The 20,616-nt window shown below is 61.9% G+C and carries 16 protein-coding genes; 12 read left to right on the top strand and 4 right to left on the bottom strand.

The annotated features are described in order from the left end of the window. Positions 1 to 36 precede the first annotated feature (36 nt). Positions 37 to 1,887 (top strand): polyurethanase, encoded by a 1,851-nt coding sequence (locus FBX99_RS03360; RefSeq protein ID WP_145130614.1) that lies wholly within the window; start codon positions 37 to 39, stop codon positions 1,885 to 1,887. A gap of 340 nt (positions 1,888 to 2,227) precedes the next feature. Here FBX99_RS03360 and FBX99_RS03365 read toward each other — a convergent pair whose 3' ends face one another. Continuing rightward, positions 2,228 to 2,452 (bottom strand): YgdI/YgdR family lipoprotein, encoded by a 225-nt coding sequence (locus FBX99_RS03365; RefSeq protein ID WP_024776392.1) that lies wholly within the window; start codon positions 2,450 to 2,452, stop codon positions 2,228 to 2,230. 216 nt (positions 2,453 to 2,668) lie between these two features. On the opposite strand from FBX99_RS03365, the gene FBX99_RS03370 reads away from it, so the two are divergent. The 4 genes from FBX99_RS03370 (at position 2,669) to FBX99_RS03390 (ending at position 9,711) form a co-directional block, all read left to right on the top strand. Then, entirely contained in the window at positions 2,669 to 4,321 is a 1,653-nt protein-coding gene (locus FBX99_RS03370; protein WP_145130616.1) for a VRR-NUC domain-containing protein, read from the top strand. After that, positions 4,318 to 6,654 carry an ATP-dependent DNA helicase gene (locus FBX99_RS03375; protein WP_144922131.1) on the top strand — a complete coding sequence of 779 codons (2,337 nt, stop codon included), beginning with the start codon at positions 4,318 to 4,320 and terminating at the stop codon, positions 6,652 to 6,654. Before FBX99_RS03370 ends, FBX99_RS03375 begins: the two co-directional genes overlap by 4 nt. Before the next feature lie 145 nt (positions 6,655 to 6,799). After that, positions 6,800 to 8,728 (top strand): PAS domain-containing sensor histidine kinase, encoded by a 1,929-nt coding sequence (locus tag FBX99_RS03380; protein ID WP_144922136.1) that lies wholly within the window; start codon positions 6,800 to 6,802, stop codon positions 8,726 to 8,728. 446 nt (positions 8,729 to 9,174) lie between these two features. Further along, positions 9,175 to 9,711: a hypothetical protein gene (locus FBX99_RS03390; RefSeq protein WP_144922146.1), complete on the top strand. Its 537-nt coding sequence runs from the start codon at positions 9,175 to 9,177 to the stop codon at positions 9,709 to 9,711. A gap of 11 nt (positions 9,712 to 9,722) precedes the next feature. Here FBX99_RS03390 and FBX99_RS03395 read toward each other — a convergent pair whose 3' ends face one another. Further along, positions 9,723 to 11,060, bottom strand: coding sequence for a sodium:proton antiporter (locus tag FBX99_RS03395; protein ID WP_145130618.1), 1,338 nt, complete (start codon positions 11,058 to 11,060; stop codon positions 9,723 to 9,725). Between the two features lie 240 nt (positions 11,061 to 11,300). Here FBX99_RS03395 and FBX99_RS03400 point away from each other — a divergent pair, with 240 nt between their 5' ends. The 4 genes from FBX99_RS03400 to ligD are packed head-to-tail and all read left to right on the top strand — an operon-like array spanning position 11,301 to position 17,441. Continuing rightward, positions 11,301 to 12,695, top strand: a complete 1,395-nt coding sequence (locus FBX99_RS03400) for an iron-containing redox enzyme family protein (RefSeq protein ID WP_145130620.1) — start codon at positions 11,301 to 11,303, stop codon at positions 12,693 to 12,695. Positions 12,696 to 12,704: 9 nt separating this feature from the next. After that, the gene (locus tag FBX99_RS03405) at positions 12,705 to 13,706 is read left to right on the top strand and encodes a class I SAM-dependent methyltransferase (protein ID WP_144922163.1); all 1,002 of its coding nucleotides are present in this window, start codon (positions 12,705 to 12,707) and stop codon (positions 13,704 to 13,706) included. Next, a complete protein-coding gene (locus tag FBX99_RS03410) occupies positions 13,678 to 14,841 on the top strand; it encodes a carboxylate-amine ligase (RefSeq protein WP_144922166.1) in 1,164 nt (387 codons plus the stop codon). Before FBX99_RS03405 ends, FBX99_RS03410 begins: the two co-directional genes overlap by 29 nt. Next, the gene (gene ligD / locus FBX99_RS03415; protein WP_145130623.1) at positions 14,838 to 17,441 is read left to right on the top strand and encodes a DNA ligase D; all 2,604 of its coding nucleotides are present in this window, start codon (positions 14,838 to 14,840) and stop codon (positions 17,439 to 17,441) included. Before FBX99_RS03410 ends, ligD begins: the two co-directional genes overlap by 4 nt. A gap of 84 nt (positions 17,442 to 17,525) precedes the next feature. Here ligD and FBX99_RS03420 read toward each other — a convergent pair whose 3' ends face one another. Continuing rightward, positions 17,526 to 18,137, bottom strand: coding sequence for a Yip1 family protein (locus tag FBX99_RS03420; RefSeq protein ID WP_144922172.1), 612 nt, complete (start codon positions 18,135 to 18,137; stop codon positions 17,526 to 17,528). 168 nt (positions 18,138 to 18,305) lie between these two features. Between FBX99_RS03420 and FBX99_RS03425 the strand changes: the two genes are divergently transcribed. The 3 genes from FBX99_RS03425 to FBX99_RS03435 are packed head-to-tail and all read left to right on the top strand — an operon-like array spanning position 18,306 to position 19,626. Next, a complete protein-coding gene (locus FBX99_RS03425) occupies positions 18,306 to 18,806 on the top strand; it encodes a CinA family protein (protein ID WP_144922174.1) in 501 nt (166 codons plus the stop codon). Between the two features lie 9 nt (positions 18,807 to 18,815). Beyond that, positions 18,816 to 19,331, top strand: coding sequence for a hypothetical protein (locus FBX99_RS03430; protein WP_144922177.1), 516 nt, complete (start codon positions 18,816 to 18,818; stop codon positions 19,329 to 19,331). 7 nt (positions 19,332 to 19,338) lie between these two features. Beyond that, positions 19,339 to 19,626 (top strand): YetF domain-containing protein, encoded by a 288-nt coding sequence (locus tag FBX99_RS03435; protein ID WP_145130625.1) that lies wholly within the window; start codon positions 19,339 to 19,341, stop codon positions 19,624 to 19,626. Between the two features lie 71 nt (positions 19,627 to 19,697). Here FBX99_RS03435 and FBX99_RS03440 read toward each other — a convergent pair whose 3' ends face one another. Further along, positions 19,698 to 20,555 carry an SDR family oxidoreductase gene (locus FBX99_RS03440; RefSeq protein ID WP_144922183.1) on the bottom strand — a complete coding sequence of 286 codons (858 nt, stop codon included), beginning with the start codon at positions 20,553 to 20,555 and terminating at the stop codon, positions 19,698 to 19,700. Positions 20,556 to 20,616 lie beyond the last annotated feature (61 nt).

Consider the following 20,616-nt stretch of genomic DNA (forward strand, 5'->3'; position numbering starts at 1 on the left):
CACCTATTCCAACAACAAAAAGAGAGGCAGCAACACATGGGTATCTACGACTACAAGAACCTCGGCACCACCGAGTCCAAGGCATTGGTCAGTGATGCGATGGCGATCATGCTGTATTCCTACCATAACCTCGACAACGGCTTCGCTTCCGGCTACCAGCACAATGGCTTCGGTGCCGGTCTGCCGGCGACCCTGGTCACGGCGCTGTTGGGCGGCACCGATTCCCAGGGAGTGATCCCCGGCGTGCCGTGGAATCCCGACTCGGAAAAGCTTGCCCTCGAAGCGCTGCAAAAGGCCGGCTGGACTCCCATCAGTGCCTCGCAACTGGGCTACGCCGGCAAGGTGGATGGTCGTGGAACGTTCTTTGGTGAGAAGGCCGGCTACACCACCGCGCAAGTGGAGATCCTTGGTAAGTACGACGCCCAGGGTCATCTACAGGAGATCGGCGTGTCGTTTCGTGGTACCAGCGGCCCCCGGGAAAACCTGATCACCGATTCCATCGGCGATGTAATCAACGACCTGATGGCCGCCCTGGGGCCCAAGGATTATGCGAAAAACTACGCCGGTGAAGCCTTCGGCAACCTGCTTGGGGATGTCGCCAGGTTTGCCCAGGCCCACGGCTTGACGGGCAAGGACGTGCTGGTCAGCGGTCACAGCCTCGGCGGGTTGGCGGTCAACAGCATGGCGGACTTGAGCGCGGACAAGTGGTCGGGGTTCTTCAACAGCGCCAACTACATCGCCTATGCCTCACCGACCCAGAGCGGCACCGACAAAGTGCTGAACATCGGCTATGAAAACGACCCGGTCTTCCGGGCGCTGGACGGCTCGACGTTCAATCTGGCGTCGGTGGGCATGCATGATGCGCCACAGGAATCGGCCACCAACAACATCGTCAGCTTCAACGACCACTACGCCTCCACGGCCTGGAACGTGTTGCCGTTTTCCATCCTCAATATCCCCACCTGGATTTCCCATCTGCCCACCGGTTATGGCGATGGCATGGGACGGATCATGGGGTCGGCGTTTTACGACCTGACCGAAAAAGATTCAACCATCATCATTGCCAACCTGTCGGACCCGGCCCGGGACAATACCTGGGTGCAGGACCTCAATCGCAACGCCGATGCCCATACCGGCAGCACCTTCATCATTGGCAGCGACCAGGCCGATCTGATCCAGGGTGGCCAAGGCAACGATTACCTGGAAGGCCGCGCCGGCAACGATACGTTCCGCGACAGCGGTGGCTATAACGTGATCCTGGGCGGGCAGGGCACCAACAGTCTGCACTTGCAGCAGTCGGTGAAGAATTTCAGCTTCGCCCATGACGGGGCCGGAACACTGTATATGCGTGATGCCCACGGCGCGATCAGCATCACCCGCGACATCGGTACGCTGGTCAGCCAGGAGCCCGGATCGCTCTGGGGAATGCTCAAGGATGAGGTGAGCCACAGCATCACCGCCAACGGCCTGTTGACCGGGGGCAACCTGACCGCGTACGCATCAGCGGCCAACGGCAGCGCGGCTGACGATACTCTGGTGGCGCGGGGCGCCGGTGACTGGCTGTTCGGCCTGGAGGGTAACGACCGGTTGCTGGGCGGTGCCGGGAACGACACGTTCGTCGGTGGTTCGGGCAATGACCAGATGCAATCGGGCGGCGGCAACGATACCTTCATCTTCAACGGCGTGTTCGGCCAGGACCGGATCAGCGGTTATGACGGAGGGGACACGTTGGTGTTCATTGGCGTACAGGGGGCCGGGGCGGGTTATGACTACAGCCAGCACCTGTCGCAGGTGGGCGCCGACACGTTGCTCACGGTGGGCGACAGTTCGGTGACTTTGGTGGGGGTAGGGTTGGGGCAGGTTGGGGAGAACATTGTGTTCGCCTGATGCCTCTGTGGAGCTGAGCTTGCTCGCGATAGCGGTGGACCTGCTTGCAGCGGTGTTGAATGTGCCGCCATCGCGAGCAGGCTCGCTCCCACATTATCTGGCGGTGACCGTGATTCCGTGATCACCGAAGATCCCCTGTGGGAGCGGGCTTGCCCGCGAAGGCGGCAGTACAGTCAACCTTTAAGTGACTGGTTCACCGCTTTCGCGAGCAAGCTCGCTCCCACATTGTCCGGCGGTGACCGTGATTCCGTGATCAAACCCCCCTGTGGGAGCGAGCCTGCTAGCGATGGCGGCCGTGCGGTCGCAAAATGGTGTCGGCTGACACTCGCCCACAGAGGGTTCAGTCTTCCTTGCGAATCGTCGCCACGTCATCGGCGCGCACCCGGACCTTCTTGCCGGCAATGTCTTCGAACTCGTAGAAGCCGTCGGACGTGCGGGTGTTGGGGGTGTCCTTGGTCAAATACTGGGTACCGTTCTGCAAGGTCACGACGGTCGGCGTCGAGCAACCGGCCAGCGCCAGGAACGCCGCGGCAGCCAAAGGCAGGCCCAGAAATCTGATATTCATATCCATACCTCTCGATCAAAAGGACGCAGCTCATCCGGCCGCGCCATCACTGTAATCAACCGCCATTGGTCCTGCTTACTGTAGGAAAGTTCATCGTCCACCACGGGATTTCACCTTTTAATTGAGGGAACCACTCATCCTTTGCTGTTGCCCGTGTCCTCCGTTGCTGGTATCTGTACGCATAACCAGTATTTCAGCACCATGGCGCTTCTTCCCGTGACAGCCAACCCTCTCGACGACCCCTTTTACTACCTGAACAATTTCCAGCAGGTGCTTGCCTGGCTGACGCAACGCTATGCCGACGTGCTCAGCATCGAGGAGCAGCGGTTCATCGACGACTTCGCGTCCTTGCCACGCTCGTCCCAGGGGCTGCTGGTGCGCATGGTGATGCGCAAGGGGTTACGCTTTCGGCACAGCAAATTGCATTACCTGGAAATCGGCGACATTGGCGCGGCGGTCGAGCCGCTGCTGGCCCTGGGCTGGGTTCAGGATCAGCAGCCCTTGAATCTTGTCGAACTGTTCGAAGTGCTGCTCAAGCCGGAAATCATCCTGTGCCTGGGCCACCTGATCGAACGCCCCAAGGCGAAAAAGACCGAATGGCTCCAGGCTTTGGGGGACCGCCTGGACGAAGCACAGTCATTCAATCAGTGGTGCCCGCAACTGCAGGACCGGTTGTACAGCCTGACGATCATGGAAACCTGCGACCGGCTGCGACTGATGTTCTTTGGCAACCTCTATCAGGACTGGTCGGAGTTCGTGCTGGCGGACTTGGGCATCTTTACCTATGAATCCGTGGCGTTCAGTGCCGAGTCCCGTGGCTTGCGCAGTCGTCAGGATGTCGATGCCTGTCTGTCCCTGCACGATTGCCAGCAGCGTTTCGAAGCCGGCGAGCCATTGCAAGACATCGTCGCCCAAGTCAATGCACTGGCCCTGGACAACCCATGGCTGGAGCGGCGGCGGGGCAAGTTGCTGTTCCAGATCGGCCAGCACGCCGAACGCATCGGCGATTTTGCCCAAGCTCTGTGCATCTATCGCGATTGCACCTACCCCGGTGCACGGCTGCGGATGATCCGCGTGCTGGAGCGCATCGGCGAGTACGTCCTGGCCCTGGAACTGGGTGAAATGGCTGCCCGCGCGCCGGAAAACGCCGCTGAAACCCAGGCATTGCTCAGGGTCCTGCCGCGTTTGCAACGCAAACTGGGCGGGCCGCCGGTGCCCCGTGCCGTGGCCCGGGAGGTGGAGCGGCTGGACCTGCACCTGCCCCGCGTCGATCCGGTCCTGTCGGTGGAGTATCACGTCCAGGCCCATTTGCACGACGACACCGCCCCGGTGCATTACGTCGAGAACAGCCTGATCAACTCGTTGTTCGGCCTGTTGTGCTGGCCGGCGATTTTCGCGCCGTTGCCGGGGGCGTTTTTCCATCCGTTCCAGCGCGGTCCGGTGGACCTGCTCAACGAGGATTTTCCCGTCCGCCGCGCCGAGCTGTTCTCAGCCTGCTTCGCGGAGCTCGACGACGGCCGCTATCGGGACACCATTGTCCGTCGCTATACGGAGAAATGGGGCATCCAGTCGCCTTTCGTGTTCTGGGGCGCGGTGTCCGAAGAATTGTTGCATCAGGCGCTCGATTGCCTGCCGGCCGAACACCTCAAGCACTGGTTCAATCGCTTGTTGCTGGACATCAAGGCCAACCGTGCCGGCATGCCGGACCTGATCCAGTTCTGGCCGCAGCACAAGACGTATCGCATGATCGAAGTCAAAGGCCCCGGCGATCGCCTGCAGGACAATCAATTGCGCTGGCTGGCGTTCTGTCACGAACATCGGATGCCGGTTGCGGTCTGCCATGTGCAATGGATGGAGCAGGGCGCATGACCCTGGAGCCGACCTACAGCATCGCCGTGCGGGCGTTATGCGAGTTCACCGCCAAGACCGGTGACCTGGACCTGCGCTTTACCCCGTCGCCCACGGCACTGGAAGGTATCGTTGGCCACCGCACCGTGGCGTCCCGGCGCAGCGAGACGTATCAGGCCGAGATCACTCTCGAAGGCCGTTACCGGAGCATGCGGGTCAAGGGACGGGCCGACGGCTACGATCCGCTGCGCAACTGCGTCGAGGAGGTGAAAACCTATCGCGGCGACCTGTCCGGGCAACCGGCCAATCATCGCCAGTTACACTGGGCCCAGGCGAAGATCTACGGCTGGTTGATGTGCCAGAAGCTGCAGCTGTCGCGCATCGACGTGGCTCTGGTGTATTTCGACATCGTCAGTGAGAAGGAAACCTGCCTGACGCAAGGCTTCGAAGCGACGCAGCTCGAAGCCTTCTTCGAACAGCAGTGCGCCTTGTTCCTGGCCTGGGCCGAACAGGAAATGGCCCATCGACAGGCGCGCAATGCCGGCGCACAAACGCTGGCCTTTCCCCACGCCGGCTTCAGGCCAGGACAGCGGCACCTGGCCGAGTCGGTGTTCAAGGCTGTCAGTACCGGACGGTGCCTGATGGCCCAGGCGCCTACCGGCATCGGCAAGACCGTTGGAACGTTGTTTCCGATGCTCAAGGCCCTGGCGCCGCAGCGATTGGACAAGGTGTTTTTTCTCACAGCCAAGACGCCGGGGCGCAGGCTGGCCCTGGATGCGGCGCGAGTGATCACCCATAGCGCGCCGTCGATGCCGCTGCGGGTCCTGGAAATGGTCGCCAGGGACAAAGCCTGTGAGCACCCGGACAAGGCCTGCCACGGTGAGTCCTGCCCGCTGGCCCGTGGCTTCTACGATCGCCTGCCCGCCGCCCGCGAGGCCGCCAGCAGGGTCACCTTGCTCGATCAGGCCGCTTTGCGCGAGATCGCGTTGGCCCATGGGATGTGCCCGTACTACCTCAGCCAGGAAATGGCCCGGTGGGCCGACGTGGTCGTTGCCGACTACAACTATTATTTCGATTTCAGCGCCTTACTGTTCGCCCTGGCCCAGGCCGATGGCTTGGCTGTCGCGACGCTGGTGGACGAGGCCCATAACCTGGTGGAACGGGGACGGCAGATGTACAGCGCCACTCTCGACCAGTCGACACTGGCCGCCGTGCGCAAAACCGCTCCCGAACCCCTGAAGAAGTCCTTGCAGCGGGTCAATCGCCAGTGGAACACCTTGCACGCTCCGCAGGTGGCGGCCTACCAGGCCTATGAGAAACCGCCGGAGAAACTGCTCCAGGCGCTGTCCCTGTGCGCCACGGCCATCGGCGATTACCTCAACGACCATCCCCAGGGCCTGGGCGGCGACTTGCAGGCGTTCTACTTCCAAGCCTTGCAGTTCGGCCGGGTGGCGGAATCGTTCAATGAGCATTTCCTGTTCGACATTCATAAGCGTGAACTCGGCCGTCAGCACAGCCTCTCCACCTTGTGCCTGCGCAACGTGGTGCCGGCCGGTTTCTTGCGGCCAAGGCTCACGGCGGCCCGCAGCTGTGTGCTGTTCTCCGCCACCCTGAGCCCGCGCCACTACTACGCCGACCTGTTAGGCACCCCGGCGGACACGGTGTGGATCGACGTGGAGTCGCCTTTCCATGCCGGGCAACTGGACGTCCAGGTCGTCAGTCGGATCTCCACCCGTTTTGCCCACCGCCAGGCTTCGCTGGAGCCGATTGTCGGTTTGATGGCGCGCCAGTTCGGCGAGCGTCCCGGCAACTACCTGGCCTTTTTCAGCAGCTTTGATTACTTGCAACAGGTGGCCGGGCTGTTTGCCGAACGGTATCCGGACATCGCCATCTGGAGCCAATCCCGGGGCATGGACGAAGCATCCCGACAGGCCTTTCTCGAACGGTTCATGGAACACAGCCAGGGCATCGGCTTCGCGGTGCTGGGCGGTGCGTTCGGCGAGGGCATCGACTTGCCTGGCTCGCGGCTGATCGGCGCGTTCATCGCCACCCTGGGGCTGGCGCAGTTCAATCCGGTCAACGAACAGATCAAGCAGCGCATGGCCGCGATCTTTGGCGACGGATACGACTACACCTATCTGTATCCCGGCTTGCAGAAAGTCGTCCAGGCCGCCGGTCGCGTCATCCGCACCCAACAGGACCGGGGGGTGGTGATGTTGATAGACGACCGGTTCGGCGAAGCCCGGGTGCAGCACTTATTGCCGGTTTGGTGGTCTGTCAGTCAAGAACGCAGCAGTCCTCCTGTGGGAGCGGGCTTGCTCGCGAAAGCGGTGGTACAGCCAACACCAACATAACTGACCCACCGCTTTCGCGAGCAAACCCGCTCCCACAAAGGGATTTGCGTCGATTTCCATTTTTGCTCCCGCCGGTTGATAATTTTTCCGAGGCAGGACTTGCACCATACTTCGCAAAGAATCTACACGGACACCCCGGCCAAAAATGCTTGAGAACAATCAGAAGACTGCCCGCATCAACGAGGAACAGCGTTTTCGCCTGTTGATCGACGCCGTGGTCGATTACGCCATCTACATGACCGACCCTACGGGCATCATCACCAGTTGGAATTCCGGTGCCCGGCGCTTCAAGGGCTATGAAGAGTCCGAGATCCTCGGCCAGCATTTCTCCCGTTTCTATACCGAGCAAGACCGCGCCGCCGGCCTGCCGCAACGGGCGCTGGACACGGCTCTGCGCGAGGGCCGTTTCGAAGGCGAGGGCTGGCGGGTGCGCAAGGACGGTACGCTGTTCTGGTCCCACGTGGTCATCGACCCGATCATCGACAGCCAGAGTGGCGCCTTGCTCGGCTTTGCCAAGATCACCCGCGACCTGACCGATCGCAAGATGGCCGAGGAAACCCTCAAGCAAAGCGAGCAGCAGTTTCGACTATTGGTACAGAGCGTCACCGACTACGCCATCTACATGCTCGATCCTGACGGCCAGGTGACCAACTGGAACCAGGGGGCGCAGCGCATCAAGGGCTATCTGCCAGCGGAGGCCATCGGCCAGCATTTTTCGATGTTCTACACCCCCGAAGACCGTGAAAACGGTGAGCCACAGCGGGCGCTGAGCATCGCCGCCAGCGCTGGGCGCTTCGAGAAGAAGGGCTGGCGCATGCGCAAGGACGGTACACGGTTCATGGCTCACGTGGTCATCGATGCGATCCGCAGCGACACCGGCACGCTGCTGGGGTTTGCCAAGATCACCCGCGACATTACCGACGCCACCCAGGCGCAGTTGGCCCTTGAGCAGACCCGTGAGGCGTTGTTCCAATCGCAGAAGCTGCAAGCCATCGGTCAGCTCACCGGCGGCATCGCCCATGACTTCAACAACCTGCTCACGGTGATCCTCGGCAATCTGGAGATCGTGCGCAAACGCATGCCCAGCGACCCGAAACTCGGCCAATTGCTGGACAACGCGACCCAGGGCGCGCTGCGGGGTGTTTCACTGACCCAGCGGATGCTGGCCTTTGCCCGCCGGCAGAAACTGACGTCCGAATCGGTCGAACTGGCGGCGTTGGTGCAAGGCATCAGCGGTCTGCTGCAAAGCTCCATGGGCCCGTCGATCCACATTCAGACCCGTTTCGCCGATGCGCTGTCGCCGGTCCTGGCGGACGTCAATCAGCTGGAGTTGGCCATCCTCAACCTGGCGACCAACGCCAGGGATGCAATGCCCCATGGCGGGCGCATCCTGATTGCGGCCAATGAGCGACGGGAAACCGGGGCACCGGAACTGCCCTTGAAGCCCGGGCGGTACGTCTGCCTGTCGATCACCGATGAAGGCGAGGGCATGGATGACGCGACGCTGGCGTCGGCCGTGGACCCGTTCTTCACCACCAAGGGGGTCGGCAAGGGTACGGGCCTGGGCTTGTCCATGGTGCATGGCCTGGCCGAGCAGTTGGGCGGTCGGTTGATTCTCAAGAGCCAGAAGGGTGTCGGCACTACCGCCGAGTTGTGGTTGCCGGTGGCTGATCACTCGGCATCGGAGACACCACCGGTCCAGGCGTCGGCGCCGTTGTCGCCCCAGGAATTGCTGGTGCTTGTGGTCGACGATGACAGTCTGGTGCTGACCAGCACCCGCTTGTTGATCGAAGACCTGGGGCACCGGGTGCTCTGCGCCCCGTCGGGCGCGCAGGCGCTGGAACTGTACGAGCGCAATCCGGACATCGACCTGGTGATCACCGACATGGCCATGCCGCAGATGGACGGTGCGCAACTGGCGAAGTTGCTGCGAGACCGACAACCCGCCTTGCCGGTGATTCTTGCCACCGGTTACGCCGAACGCCTGGAAGGCTTCGCCACACAACTGCCACGGCTGACCAAGCCGTTCAAACAGATTGACCTTGTGCAGGCTATTGGGCAGACGATGAAATAACCTGACTTGTGGTAACCCTTCTGTGGCGAGGGGATAAATCCCCTCGCCACAAGGGCGTGTCTTCTGACTATCCGGTGGTATTTTTCCTGAACCCCCGCAAATTCATCGCACACAAGCAGAACTGCAACACAATCAACGCATACGCATCCGAATGCAGCCCCCAGATCACCCACAGAATGTTGCTCGCGATGAAGCAACTGAAACCCATTACCCGTCGTCGCGGCTGGCGCGATCCGATCAGCCAGGCGGCGAGTACCGTCACCACCATCGCCGGCCACTGCACCCATCCAAGATAATCCACACCGCTGTCCTCACATGCCGTCGATGATCTACAGACCCTGGCGGCGGAACGGCGTTTCGTTGGACCTGCGGTCCATCGGCTTGAACTTGCCTGGCGGCGCGATCATCCAACAGGTTCGAACCATCACTGAGGGATAGCCCGCGCAATGCCCCGAATCCTGACCAGCCAGACCCAGGAAGAAGAACTGACGGAACACCAGGCCAAGCTGTTCGGCTCCCCCAAGGAGCGACTGGATTTCTATCGTCGGGAGATCCAGTACGAAACCAGCATCCTGGCCAATCGTACCGATGCGTACCTGGCCGCCCAGTCGTTCCTGGTGATTGCATTCGCCTCCTGTATGGCCAACCTGAACCCGGAATGGGGCAAGTTGTTCACCTTGATCGTGCCGCCATTCCTGGCCTTGCTGGGTTTTCTGAGCTCCCTCAATGCCTGGCCGGGCATTCGTGCCGCCTACGAGATCATCGATCATTGGCACTTCAAACAAAGTGAGTTGCTGCGCTCCGAGCCGATGATGGGCCTGGTCTATGACGAGTCGCCGCTGTTCAGCGAGCGGGAATCGACGCACAAGGGCTACCGCAAGTCGCTGCTGTTTTCGGTGCGCACGCCGTGGATCTTTGCGACCTTCTGGGTGTTGCTGGGGGTGTATTCGGTTTATATCCAGGTCAGCGACCCCGGGGCTTGAAGCCCGCTGGCCTAGCCTGATTGTTTATGGCGTTCATACCACGCCAGGGTCGGTTGGGTGCTCAAGCCGTGGACCAGAATGCTCAGTGACACCACCGAGAGCGTGAGGTTGATACACAGGCTCGCCAGCTCGGGTTGCAGGTGATGGTTCAAGGCAAAGAACAGGTAGAACAGACTGCCGATACCGCGGATGCCGAACCAACCGATCAGCAGCCGTTGCGCGCGATCCAGCAAACGCCCCCAGGGCATCGCCAGCACGCACACGGGACGGATGACGGCGAACAACAGGGCGCCGATGGCCAGGGCCCGCCAGTCCCAATGATTGGCCAGCACTACCCCGAGCAGCGTCACCAGGAATACTTCCATGGCGCGCTCCACCAGGCTGCCGAAGGCGAGCATGTCGCCCATCATCACACCGGCGGCCACCTGGCCGTCATCCAGGGATTCGGTGTCGCCCAGCACGGCTTGCCGAGGGGCAACCGTTTCGTGTCCCACCACCGGTTGCACCAGGTGTTCGGCCGGCGGCGAGTCCTTGTCGGTGGAAGCGACCTCGGCCTGACGCAACCCCAAGCCAGCGGCGAACACCGAGAGGAAGCCATAGCCCTGGACCGATTCGGCGGCGACATAAGCCAACGCGATCAGCGCCAGGGCCAGGTAATCGTTGGGTGACAGGGTGCTGTCGGCATTCTTGATGCGCATCGACAAGGTCAGGCGGCCAATGCCGCGGCCCATCGTGTAACCGATCAGCAAGCCTGCCGGTACAGCCCACAGCACATTGCGCAAGGCCCATTCGGCGAGGAAACCGCCATCGTCGTCGCGCAGCATCAACAGGCCAAGGATCACGAACGGAAACGCCGTGCCATCGTTCAACCCGGCCTCACCGGACAGCCCGAAACGTACCCGATCGTCATCCCGGGCATCGTTGACCTGCACCAGCGCCGCCAGCACCGGGTCGGTCGGGGCCAACATCGCGCCGATCAGCAGCGAAACGCCCCAACCGAGGCCGAACAGATAATGCAGAACCAGACACAGGCCGGCGATGCTCAGTATCATCACCGGACCGGCCAACCCATAGGCCACACGCCATGTACGGTCCTTGAAGGGCAGGCGCAGCTTAAGACCGCTGACGAACAGCGAAAATACCACGGCGATTTCGGTGAGATGCTCCATCCAGATCGTGGAGTCGCCGACGTCCAGCTTCAACAACCCCAGCCCGGCCGGCCCGATGGCGACACCCAGCGCCAGACACATCGCCGAAGTGGTTACCGGCATCCAGCGCAGGTAGGAAGAGGTCAGGGCCAGGGTCAGCAATACGGCACCGAGCACCGCAACCCACGCTGTGAACATCATTGGAGCTCCTTGGATAACCGCAACGCCAAACTGTTGGCAGAACCCTTGTGGCGAGGGGGGGACCACATCACCTGATGTCTTTCATTCGAGGGCATGGATGAAGCGAGGGTTCCCATTACAACAGCGCGCCCCGTTTATCCGGCTGCCTTTCAATCCGAGGGAATTTTTCGCCGCGCCCAAGGCTCTGCTCTGGAAGAGACGTGCTGATTCAGCGTCCTGCCAAGCACCCATGAGGCCCTTATGACTGCGCTGACTTCCCTTCACCGGCCCGCCACCGAGCGGCCGTTCACAGATCCGTTCACCGCCGCGGGGAACGTTCGCCAATGTTACGAGCGGCTGCTCCACGGCCCAGATGATGCCGACAGGCAAGCCGTGGCCCAGGCTTTCCTTCAATCATGCCTGGAGAAGGCCGAGGCGCTGCCCCAGGAAATGCCCGACGATCCGATGGCCCTGCAAGCCTGGGTCGAGCAACACAGTGCCGGCGTGGCCCGGCAATACGGCGATTACCTGGAACGGCGCAAGAGTGGCGGGGCACGGGAGTTCTTCACCCACAAAGCCCACGCCTTGTATTTCCTCCAGGCCGTCGCACCGACCAAGCTGGTGGACGGCGCCTGGTTGTATGGCGTGCTCAAGCACTGGCACGACCACCGCTTCGAAGGGTTACTGTGCACCTACCTGGAAGAGCTGGGCGATGGCGTCCCGGCGCAGAACCATGTGGTGATCTACCGCAAGCTGCTTGCCGAACACGGTTTGGCGGATGCGCCGGACATCGACGATGAGCGTTACCTGCAAGGCGCAGTGCAACTGGCCCTGGGATACGCCGGCGATGAATACCTGCCCGAGGTCATCGGCTACAACCTGGGCTATGAGCAACTGCCCCTGCATCTGTTGATCAGCGCCTATGAGCTGAGCGAGCTGGACATCGATCCGTATTACTTCACCCTCCACGTGACCATCGACAACGCCAGCACCGGCCACGCCCACAAAGCCGTGCAATCGCTGTTGCAACTGATGCCGATGGAAGCCGACCGCGAAGCCTTCTGGCGTCGGGTGACCCTGGGGTATCGCCTCAATGACCTGGGGCAGGGCAGCCGGACGATCATCGAATCGTTCGATCTGTATCGCGAAGTGTTGGACATGCTTGAACGCAAGCGCCCGTTCGGCCAGCACATGCACTCCGATTACTGCAAGTTCGAGGGCAAGACGGTCAACCAGTGGCTGGCGGCGCCGGGCCAACTGGAAGGCTTCCTTGACGCGCTGCAAGGCAAAGGCTGGATCCGGCGTCACGAGGACCCGCAGAACAGTCGGTTCTGGACTCTGATCGAAGGGGCCGGCGCGGCAATGTTCGGCGTGTTCAGCCCCTATGAAAAGCAACTGCTGCACGATTGGATCGCCGGTGATTGGCTGGAGAAAAGCACTCGTTCGACGCCCCGGCGCAACCATGGTGCCGCCGGCGAGCTCCCCGCGTCAGTGGAAGATCCCGATGTGCAAAGTCTGCGGCAGGCGCTGCGTGGCCAGACGCCCGACGAGCAGATGCAGACCTTGATGCCCTGGCTCTCGGCCCGCTGCCACAGCCATCCGGCCGGGTTGCTGGCGACCCGTCGGTTTATCGAACTCAAATCCGTACTGCGCTAGGAGCCCTGCATGAATCAGGAAGAACGCCTCTCTGAACCCGACCTGGCGCTGTTGCAGCTGGGCCGTCGGTTACAAGCCGATGGTTATCGCTTCATCACGCCAACGCCGCTGACCCATGAACGGGTCAACCAGCGGCCCGGAAACGAGCGTTCCAGGACATTGCGCGACGTGTTCGGCTGGTCGCGGCCATTTGCGCCGGGACTGATCTCCGCCGACGAACAGCGTCAACTGCAAGAAGCCGAGGTGCTGGAAGAGCGCCAGGGCCTGCTTCACAGCCGGGTGCGCTGGTCGAGCCTGGACGGGTTGCTGTTTGCCCATTCGGCATTCCCTACCCAGTCCAGCGATGCAGTGTTTTTCGGCCCGGACAGCTACCGCTTCGCACAACTGATCCATACCCATCTGCAACAGAATTTCACGGCGGTGCATCGCGCCGTGGATATTGGCTGCGGCGCTGGTGTCGGGGCGATCGTCATTGCCCGGGCCCGTCGCGAGGCCCAGGTACTGGCCCTGGACATCAATCCGTTGGCTCTGCGCCTGAGCGCGGTCAATGCCGCGTTGGCCGAGGTGGGCAACCTCGAGATTGCCCACAGCGACCTGCTGCAGAACGTCGACGGCCAATTCGACCTGATCGTCGCCAACCCGCCGTACATGGCCGATCCGGCGGAGCGTGCCTATCGCGACGGTGGTGGCGCCCTCGGCGCCGGGCTGTCGTTGCGCATTGTCGAGCAGGCGTTGCCCCGGCTCACCCCGGGCGGCTCGCTGGTGCTCTACACCGGGGTGGCGATGGTCGATGGTCGCGATCCGTTCCTGGAGGCGCTGGGAACATGGCGCGACTCGCCGGAGTTTGGCTGGACCTACAAGGAACTGGACCCGGACGTCTTTGGTGAGGAGCTGCTGACGCCTGGGTATCGGAATGTGGAAAGGATCGCCGTGGTGGCGTTGGTGGTAACCCGCATCGGCGCGGGTATCGGAGGGATTATCGATGAACAGGCGTCTGAAGTTCGGCATTGAAGAAGAATATTTCATCACCGATCTGCAAACCCGCTGCATGCCAGGTCAACCGTCCGAGGCTGCGGTGGCCGAGTGCCGGATCGAGCTGGGCAAGCACTTCGCCCATGAAATGTTCCAGAGCCAGGTCGAGGTGGCATCGCCCATCTTTCGCAGCCTGCCCGAAGCCGCCGACTACCTGAGCGAGGTACGCACAGGCCTGACGCGGCGTTTGGCGCCCCATGGACTGGGATTGCTCAGCGCCGGATCCCACCCCATGGCGGCCCAGGTTCTGCAACCCACCGATGAATTGCACTTCCAGCAACTGTTCGATGATTACCAGCGGGTGGCCCGACGCAGCGTGCTGTCGGGCCTGCATGTACACGTCGAGGTCCCGGCCGACCGGGATCGGGTCCGGGTGATGAACGAGGTCTTGCCCTGGCTGCCGATGTTTCTCGCGCTGAGTGCTTCGTCACCGTTCTGGAACGGCGCGTATAGCGGTTTCAGCAGCTACCGCCAGGTCGCCTGCGATGAGTGGCCGCGCATGGGCGTCCCGGAGTTCTTCGAAGACGAGTCGGCGTTTGCCGAGTACGTCGACTTGCTCATGCGCACCGGCTCGATTCGCCAGGCCAGCGATTGCTGGTGGGTGATTCGACCTTCCTCGCATTTTCCCACCCTGGAAATGCGCATCTGCGATGCCTGTCCACGGATCGACGATGTCCTTTGCCTGGTCTCGCTGTTTCGCCTGATGGTGGCCCACGCCATTGCTCAGCCCAAACCCGGGGCGCACTACAGCCAGACCTCCCAGTGGATCCTCAAGGAGAACCGCTGGCGGGCCAAGCGCCACGGGATCCTGGCGGAGTTCATCATCGAGGGCCAGGAGCAGCCGATGCTCATCGGTGAATGGCTGACCCTGGCCGAACAGACCTTTGGTGAAACGGCCGCGGCCCTCGGGGTCAGCGACGTGTTCAAGCAGGCGCGGCGGATCGTGCAGGAAGGCACCAGTGCCGACCGGCAAGTGGTTCTCTACGAACAGGGGTTGTTGCTGGGGGATACGCCTGCGCAGGCTTTGGGCCGGGTCGTCGATCAACTGATGTCGGAGACCGCCGGGTTGCCCGTGGCCGGTCCGACGCTCCAGCAAGCGGCAGGTGGCCGATGACCAGCAAGAACCTCGATGACTACAACCGCATGCGTGATTTCGCCGCCACCCCGGAGCCGGCGGCGAAGCGCTCGCGCAAGTCGAAGAAAACCGCTCACGCCTTGCAGTTCTGCATCCAGAAACACGATGCCTCGCGGCTGCATTACGACTTTCGCCTGGAACTGGACGGCGCCCTGAAGAGCTGGGCGGTACCCAAGGGGCCGAGCCTGGACCCCAAGTCCAAGCGCCTTGCGGTGCATGTCGAAGACCATCCGCTGGACTACGCAACGTTCGAAGGCAGCATTCCCGAAGGCCATTACGGCGCCGGCGATGTCATCGTCTGGGATCGGGGCGTCTGGATCCCCCAGGGCGATCCCCATGAGGCCTACGAAAAGGGCCGGCTCAAGTTCGAGCTGCAAGGCGAGAAGCTGGCCGGCTTGTGGAATCTGGTCCGCACCCACATGCCGGGCAAGCAGGAACAGTGGTTCCTGATCAAGCATCAGGACGACGCCGCCCGGCCCGAAAGTGAATACGATGTGGTGCAGGCCGAGCCGGACAGCGTGCTCAGCGACCGCACCATCATCCCCAAGCGCCGTGGCAAAGCTGCCGCTGCCGCAGTGGTGAAACAGCCGGATAAAGCCGCCAAGCCCACGTCATCGAAACAATCTTCGAAAAACATCCTCAGCGGCGCGGTGGCCGGGCCAATGCCCGAAACCCTCAAGCCGGAGCTGGCGACCCTGGTGGAAAGCGCCCCCGACGGCGAATGGCTCTATGAAATCAAATTCGATGGTTATCGGGTCATGGCCCGTATCGAAAACGGGGATGTGCGTCTGATCACCCGCAACGGCCACGACTGGACCCACAAGTTGCCCAGCCAGGCCGAGGCCCTCGCCGGGCTCGGGCTTGAGTCGGCCTGGCTGGATGGGGAAATGGTTGTGGCCAACGAAGAGGGCGTGCCGGATTTCCAGGCCTTGCAGAATGCCTTCGACGTCGGCAGCAGCGGCAAGATCGCCTACTACCTGTTCGACCTGCCTTATCTCAATGGTATGGACCTGCGCAAAGTGCCGGTGGAACAGCGCCGGGCTGCGCTGGCGGCGGTGCTGAAGGGCAACGAGGATCCGTTGCTGCGTTTCTCCGATGCCTTCGAGGAGACCCCGGATGCGTTGCTCAACAGCGCTTGCCAGATGAAGATGGAAGGGCTGATCGGCAAGCGCGCCGGCAGTGCCTATGTGTCCCGGCGCAGCAGTGACTGGATCAAGCTCAAATGCAAGAACCGCCAGGAGTTCGTGGTGGTCGGCTTCAGCGAACCCAAGGGTGCCCGCAGTGCCTTCGGCGCGTTGCTGTTGGGGTTGCATGACGCCGATAGCGGTGAGCTGCGCTATGCCGGCAAGGTTGGCACCGGGTTCAACGAAACTACCCTCAAGAGCATCCACCAGCAGTTACTGCCTCTGGAGACGAAAAAAGCCGCGGTGGTCAATCCGCCCACCGGCTACGAAGCCAAGGGCGTGCACTGGCTCAAGCCGACGTTACTGGCCGAGGTGGCATATGCCGAGATGACCAAGGAAGGGTCGGTGCGGCATGCGGTGTTCCATGGTTTGCGCAACGACAAACCGGCCAGGGAAATTACCCAGGAGCGCCCGAAAGCCGTGGACAAACCTGAGGAAGTCGAAAAAAAGCCGGCCAAGTCCACGACGAAAACCAAGGGCAAGGCCACCCAGGCCCCGGCGATGGACGGCAAGGTGCGGATCACTCACCCCGAGCGGGTTATCGACGCCACCAGCGGCACCACCAAACTGCAACTGGCCGAATATTACGCCAGCGTCGCAGAGTTCATTCTGCCGGAACTGGCCGAGCGCCCGGTGGCGCTGGTACGGGCGCCGGACGGGATCGCCGGCGAGCTGTTCTTTCAGAAAAACCCCGAGCGCCTGGCGATTCCCGGGATTACCAGCCTGGACAAGGCCTTGACCGGGCAGCCGGTGATGATCATCAATAATGCTGAGGCGCTGATCGGCGCGGTGCAGATGAGCACGGTGGAGTTGCACACCTGGAACGCCACCGCCGTCGATCTGGACAAGCCGGACCGTTTCGTCCTCGACCTTGACCCGGACCCGGCGTTGCCTTGGAAAAGCATGGTGGAAGCCACCCAACTGACGTTATCGGTGCTTGATGAACTGGGCCTCAAGGCATTTCTCAAGACCAGCGGCGGCAAGGGCATCCATGTGGTGGTGCCACTGACGCGCAAACTCGGTTGGGACGAGGTCAAGGGATTCAGTCACGCCATTGTCAGCCACATGGCGAAGCTGCTGCCGGATCGCTTCTCCGCGGTGTCCGGGCCGAAGAACCGCGTCGGGCGGATCTTCATCGACTACCTGCGCAACGGCCTCGGCGCTACCACCATCTGCGCCTACGCGGTCCGCACCCGCGAAGGGTTGCCGGTGTCGGTACCGATCTTTCGGGAGGAGGTGGCGGAGCTCAAGGGGGCGAATCTGTGGAATGTGCATAACGTCCACGAGCGCCTGGCGGAAGTGGGTCACGAGCCTTGGGCCGACCTGAAGAAAACCCGCCAGAGCATCACGGCGGATATGCGTCGGCGGGTTGGGATGAAGAAAACGGATAAATAGTAGGGATTTGCAGGGACTTCTGTGGCGAGTTTCGCTAAATCCCCTCGCCACAGAAGCATGAAGCCAAAGCGTCCAACGTTGTGATCAACCCACCGGAAACCGCAGATATTCCGGCTGCAACACGTTGAACCACAGCAGGATCATCTCCACCAGCATAGTCACCAGTACCAGCAACCCGACACCCCAGACACTTGCCGAGTACAACAGTCCCTGTTCCTTTTTGACGCCCATGAACTTGGGCAGGCCGATGAATAACAGGTAAGTCGAATAGGCCGAGGCGACCAGCAACACCGCCACCGCCAGCCAGCGGCTGGGGTAAAGCCCGGAAAGTCCGGCCAGGAAGTACGGGGTGGCGGTATAGGCGGCAAAGCCGATGCACTGGTTGACGCTCGGGCGCGCTTCGAAGGTGCGGGACATCCAGCGAATGAACAGCCCCATGAGCGCCACGCCGGCGACAATGGTCAGGTACAGCAGCACGCACAGTTGCAGTGCGCTGGCGGCAGTGAGCCGTACCGTTTCGTTCTCGGCCAGGCTCCAACCGGTCCAGGTGGTGCCGATGAACAGGCACACCGCCGGAATCAGTGCCAGCAACAGCAGGTGACCGAGGTAATGACGTGGATGGGCCTGTTCTTCTTCGCGGATGTCCTGCCAGGCGAATTCGGGATGCGTGAACAGTTTGACGAAAGGTGCGGACATGACGACCTCCTGATCGAGTCAGCCTCAGCGTGAGACCCTTATGGGTTTGAGGCGCAGGATCGGAGGACGGTTTCATTTATTTGTCGCGGCGCGTCGGGAAGCGATCGGAGGGAATGAATCCAAGCGGCAGGGGTCAACCCATCAGCACCTCAGAAGGACTTTCGCACCATGACTGTTGCCCAGACCCTGGTTGATTACCTGCGAGACCATGACTTGCGCCTGACCACGGCCGAATCCTGCACCGCCGGCCAGATCGTCACGCTGCTGGCCGAAGTGCCGGGCAGCGGCTCGCTGATCGAAAGCGGTTACGTGGTGTACTCCCCCGAGGCGAAACAGCGGTTGCTGGGCGTGAGCCCGCGCACCATCGCTACCTTCAACCTCACCAGTCGTGAAGTCGCGCAGGAAATGGTCCTCGGCGCCTTGCATGATGCCAATGCCAACGTGGCGGTGGCCACCACCGGGATCCTCGGGCCGGACGACATGGATGGCATTCCCGCTGGCACCGTGTGTTTTGCCTGGGCCTTCCAGATCAATGGCAAGCGGGCACTGTTCAGTCGCCAGGAGCGCTTTTTCGGCACGCGCGGACAAGTGCAGTTGCGGGCCGCCGAGCATGCGCTCGTGCAACTGCGGTACTTTCATCAGCGTGCCCTGGCGGGTGAGTACCGATAGGACAGCCGCATGAGCCATCACACCGAGCCGGAAGACTGGCGCAGTCGCGAGTTTCCAGTGCGTGAAGACATGGCGTATCAGCTCAAGGTCTGGCGGTTCGAGCGGGTCGGCTGGTATGGGCTGGTGCTGCTGGTGATTCTCACTTTACTGGGGCAGTTTTCACGGGGCCCGTTGAGCTCCCGCGACGTGCAGAGCAGCGATGGCCGTTTGGGGGCCAGGTACGAGTTTTTTCATCGCAACGGCTCCAACAACGCCATGATCCTTCATCTCAAGGGGACGCCCGGCGCGGTATTGGAGGTGGAGTTGGGCGGCGACTGGCTGGAAGGCTTCGACGTAGAGGCGTTGCATCCCCATCCCGTGCGTTCGGCGAGCGCGGGGCAGGGGATGAAGGTTTGGGTTCAGGCCGACGCCGAGGGTAAGGCAAGCCTGTACCTCTCATTGGTCAGTACCGGGCTGGGGATCTACCACAGCCGTATCGCCATGCCCGGCAGCGCGGTCAGTTTCGATCAATTCATTTTCCCTTAGGTGACCTATGGATTCCGTACTGTGCGCCGGCGCGATGTACCTGGCATTAATGGTGCTGTTCAAGATCGCCGGCCGCCGCTCACTGGCCGACCTCACCACCTTCGACTTCGTGCTGCTGATGATCATTGTCGAGGACGGCCGGATCCTCCAGGGTCGCATGCGCCTTGCCCGGCTGGTGGAAGCCGACATCATGGAAGCGGCGCGTTCGAGCCAGGGAATCGAGACCCTGGAGCAGATCAAGTTTGCGATTATCGAGCGCAATGGGAAGATTTCTGTGATTGCCAAGGAGTCCTGATTCTGGTGATTTGAGTGTTGCCTCTGTGGCGAGGGGATAAATCCCTTCGCCACAAAAGAACACACCAGGATTCAGAGGATCGGCTTACCCCCCGTTATCCCATACCGTGCCCCGGAGATGTAGCTGGCCTCGTCCGACGCCAACAGCACATAGATCGGCGCCACTTCCACCGGTTGGCCCGGGCGCCCCAGGGGTGTCTGGGAACCGAAGTTCTGCACCTCTTCCTCAGGCATGGTCGCAACAATCAGGGGGGTCCAGATCGGCCCCGGCGCCACGCTGTTGACCCGGATACCCTTGGGCCCGAGCATCTGCGCCAGGCCGCCGGTGAAGTTGGCGATGGCGCCCTTGGTGGTGGCATAGGCCAGCAGGGTCGGCTTGGGCATGTCGGAGTTGACCGAACTGGTGTTGATGATCGAACCGCCGGCCTTCATGTGCGGTACGGCGGCCTGGCAGATCCTGAACATCGACGTGATGTTGATATCGAACGTGCGCACCCATTCCTCATCCGGAATGTCCTCCAGATGCTCGTGGGTCATCTGGAACGCGGCATTGTTGACCAGGACATCGATACGTCCGAAGCGAGCGACGGTCTCATCGACAACCTTGCGGCACTGGGTCTTGTCTGCCAGATCGCCTGGCAACAACAGGCACTGACGGCCGGCCTGCTCGACCCAGCGCGCGGTTTCCCGGGCGTCTTCGTGTTCGTCCAGATAAGAAATGGCCACGTCCGCGCCTTCACGGGCAAACGCAATCGCCACGGCGCGACCAATGCCACTGTCGGCACCGGTGATCAGGGCGATCTTGCTCGCCAGACGCCCGGAACCGGTGTAACTCTGTTCGCCGCAATCGGGATACGGGTCCATTTTTCGCTGGGTGCCGGGCACCGGTTGGCTTTGCTTCGGGAAAGGTGGGGTAGGGTAGTCGACCATGGCATTCTCCAGGCAAGGTGTGGATGCGATGCAGGGTGGACCGCGGTTTTTTTGGCAGAGT

Source organism: Pseudomonas sp. SJZ074 (assembly GCF_007828215.1).
Taxonomy (GTDB): domain Bacteria; phylum Pseudomonadota; class Gammaproteobacteria; order Pseudomonadales; family Pseudomonadaceae; genus Aquipseudomonas.

What these genes read in the sequence shown, in the direction of transcription:
- FBX99_RS03360 (WP_145130614.1), top strand. Translation starts at nt 37, where the DNA reads ATGGGTATCTACGACTACAAGAACCTCGGCACCACCGAGTCCAAGGCA.
- FBX99_RS03365 (WP_024776392.1), bottom strand. Translation starts at nt 2,452, where the DNA reads ATGAATATCAGATTTCTGGGCCTGCCTTTGGCTGCCGCGGCGTTCCTG.
- FBX99_RS03375 (WP_144922131.1), top strand. Translation starts at nt 4,318, where the DNA reads ATGACCCTGGAGCCGACCTACAGCATCGCCGTGCGGGCGTTATGCGAG.
- FBX99_RS03380 (WP_144922136.1), top strand. Translation starts at nt 6,800, where the DNA reads ATGCTTGAGAACAATCAGAAGACTGCCCGCATCAACGAGGAACAGCGT.
- FBX99_RS03390 (WP_144922146.1), top strand. Translation starts at nt 9,175, where the DNA reads ATGCCCCGAATCCTGACCAGCCAGACCCAGGAAGAAGAACTGACGGAA.
- FBX99_RS03395 (WP_145130618.1), bottom strand. Translation starts at nt 11,060, where the DNA reads ATGATGTTCACAGCGTGGGTTGCGGTGCTCGGTGCCGTATTGCTGACC.
- FBX99_RS03400 (WP_145130620.1), top strand. Translation starts at nt 11,301, where the DNA reads ATGACTGCGCTGACTTCCCTTCACCGGCCCGCCACCGAGCGGCCGTTC.
- FBX99_RS03405 (WP_144922163.1), top strand. Translation starts at nt 12,705, where the DNA reads ATGAATCAGGAAGAACGCCTCTCTGAACCCGACCTGGCGCTGTTGCAG.
- FBX99_RS03410 (WP_144922166.1), top strand. Translation starts at nt 13,678, where the DNA reads ATGAACAGGCGTCTGAAGTTCGGCATTGAAGAAGAATATTTCATCACC.
- ligD (WP_145130623.1), top strand. Translation starts at nt 14,838, where the DNA reads ATGACCAGCAAGAACCTCGATGACTACAACCGCATGCGTGATTTCGCC.
- FBX99_RS03420 (WP_144922172.1), bottom strand. Translation starts at nt 18,137, where the DNA reads ATGTCCGCACCTTTCGTCAAACTGTTCACGCATCCCGAATTCGCCTGG.
- FBX99_RS03425 (WP_144922174.1), top strand. Translation starts at nt 18,306, where the DNA reads ATGACTGTTGCCCAGACCCTGGTTGATTACCTGCGAGACCATGACTTG.
- FBX99_RS03430 (WP_144922177.1), top strand. Translation starts at nt 18,816, where the DNA reads ATGAGCCATCACACCGAGCCGGAAGACTGGCGCAGTCGCGAGTTTCCA.
- FBX99_RS03435 (WP_145130625.1), top strand. Translation starts at nt 19,339, where the DNA reads ATGGATTCCGTACTGTGCGCCGGCGCGATGTACCTGGCATTAATGGTG.
- FBX99_RS03440 (WP_144922183.1), bottom strand. Translation starts at nt 20,555, where the DNA reads ATGGTCGACTACCCTACCCCACCTTTCCCGAAGCAAAGCCAACCGGTG.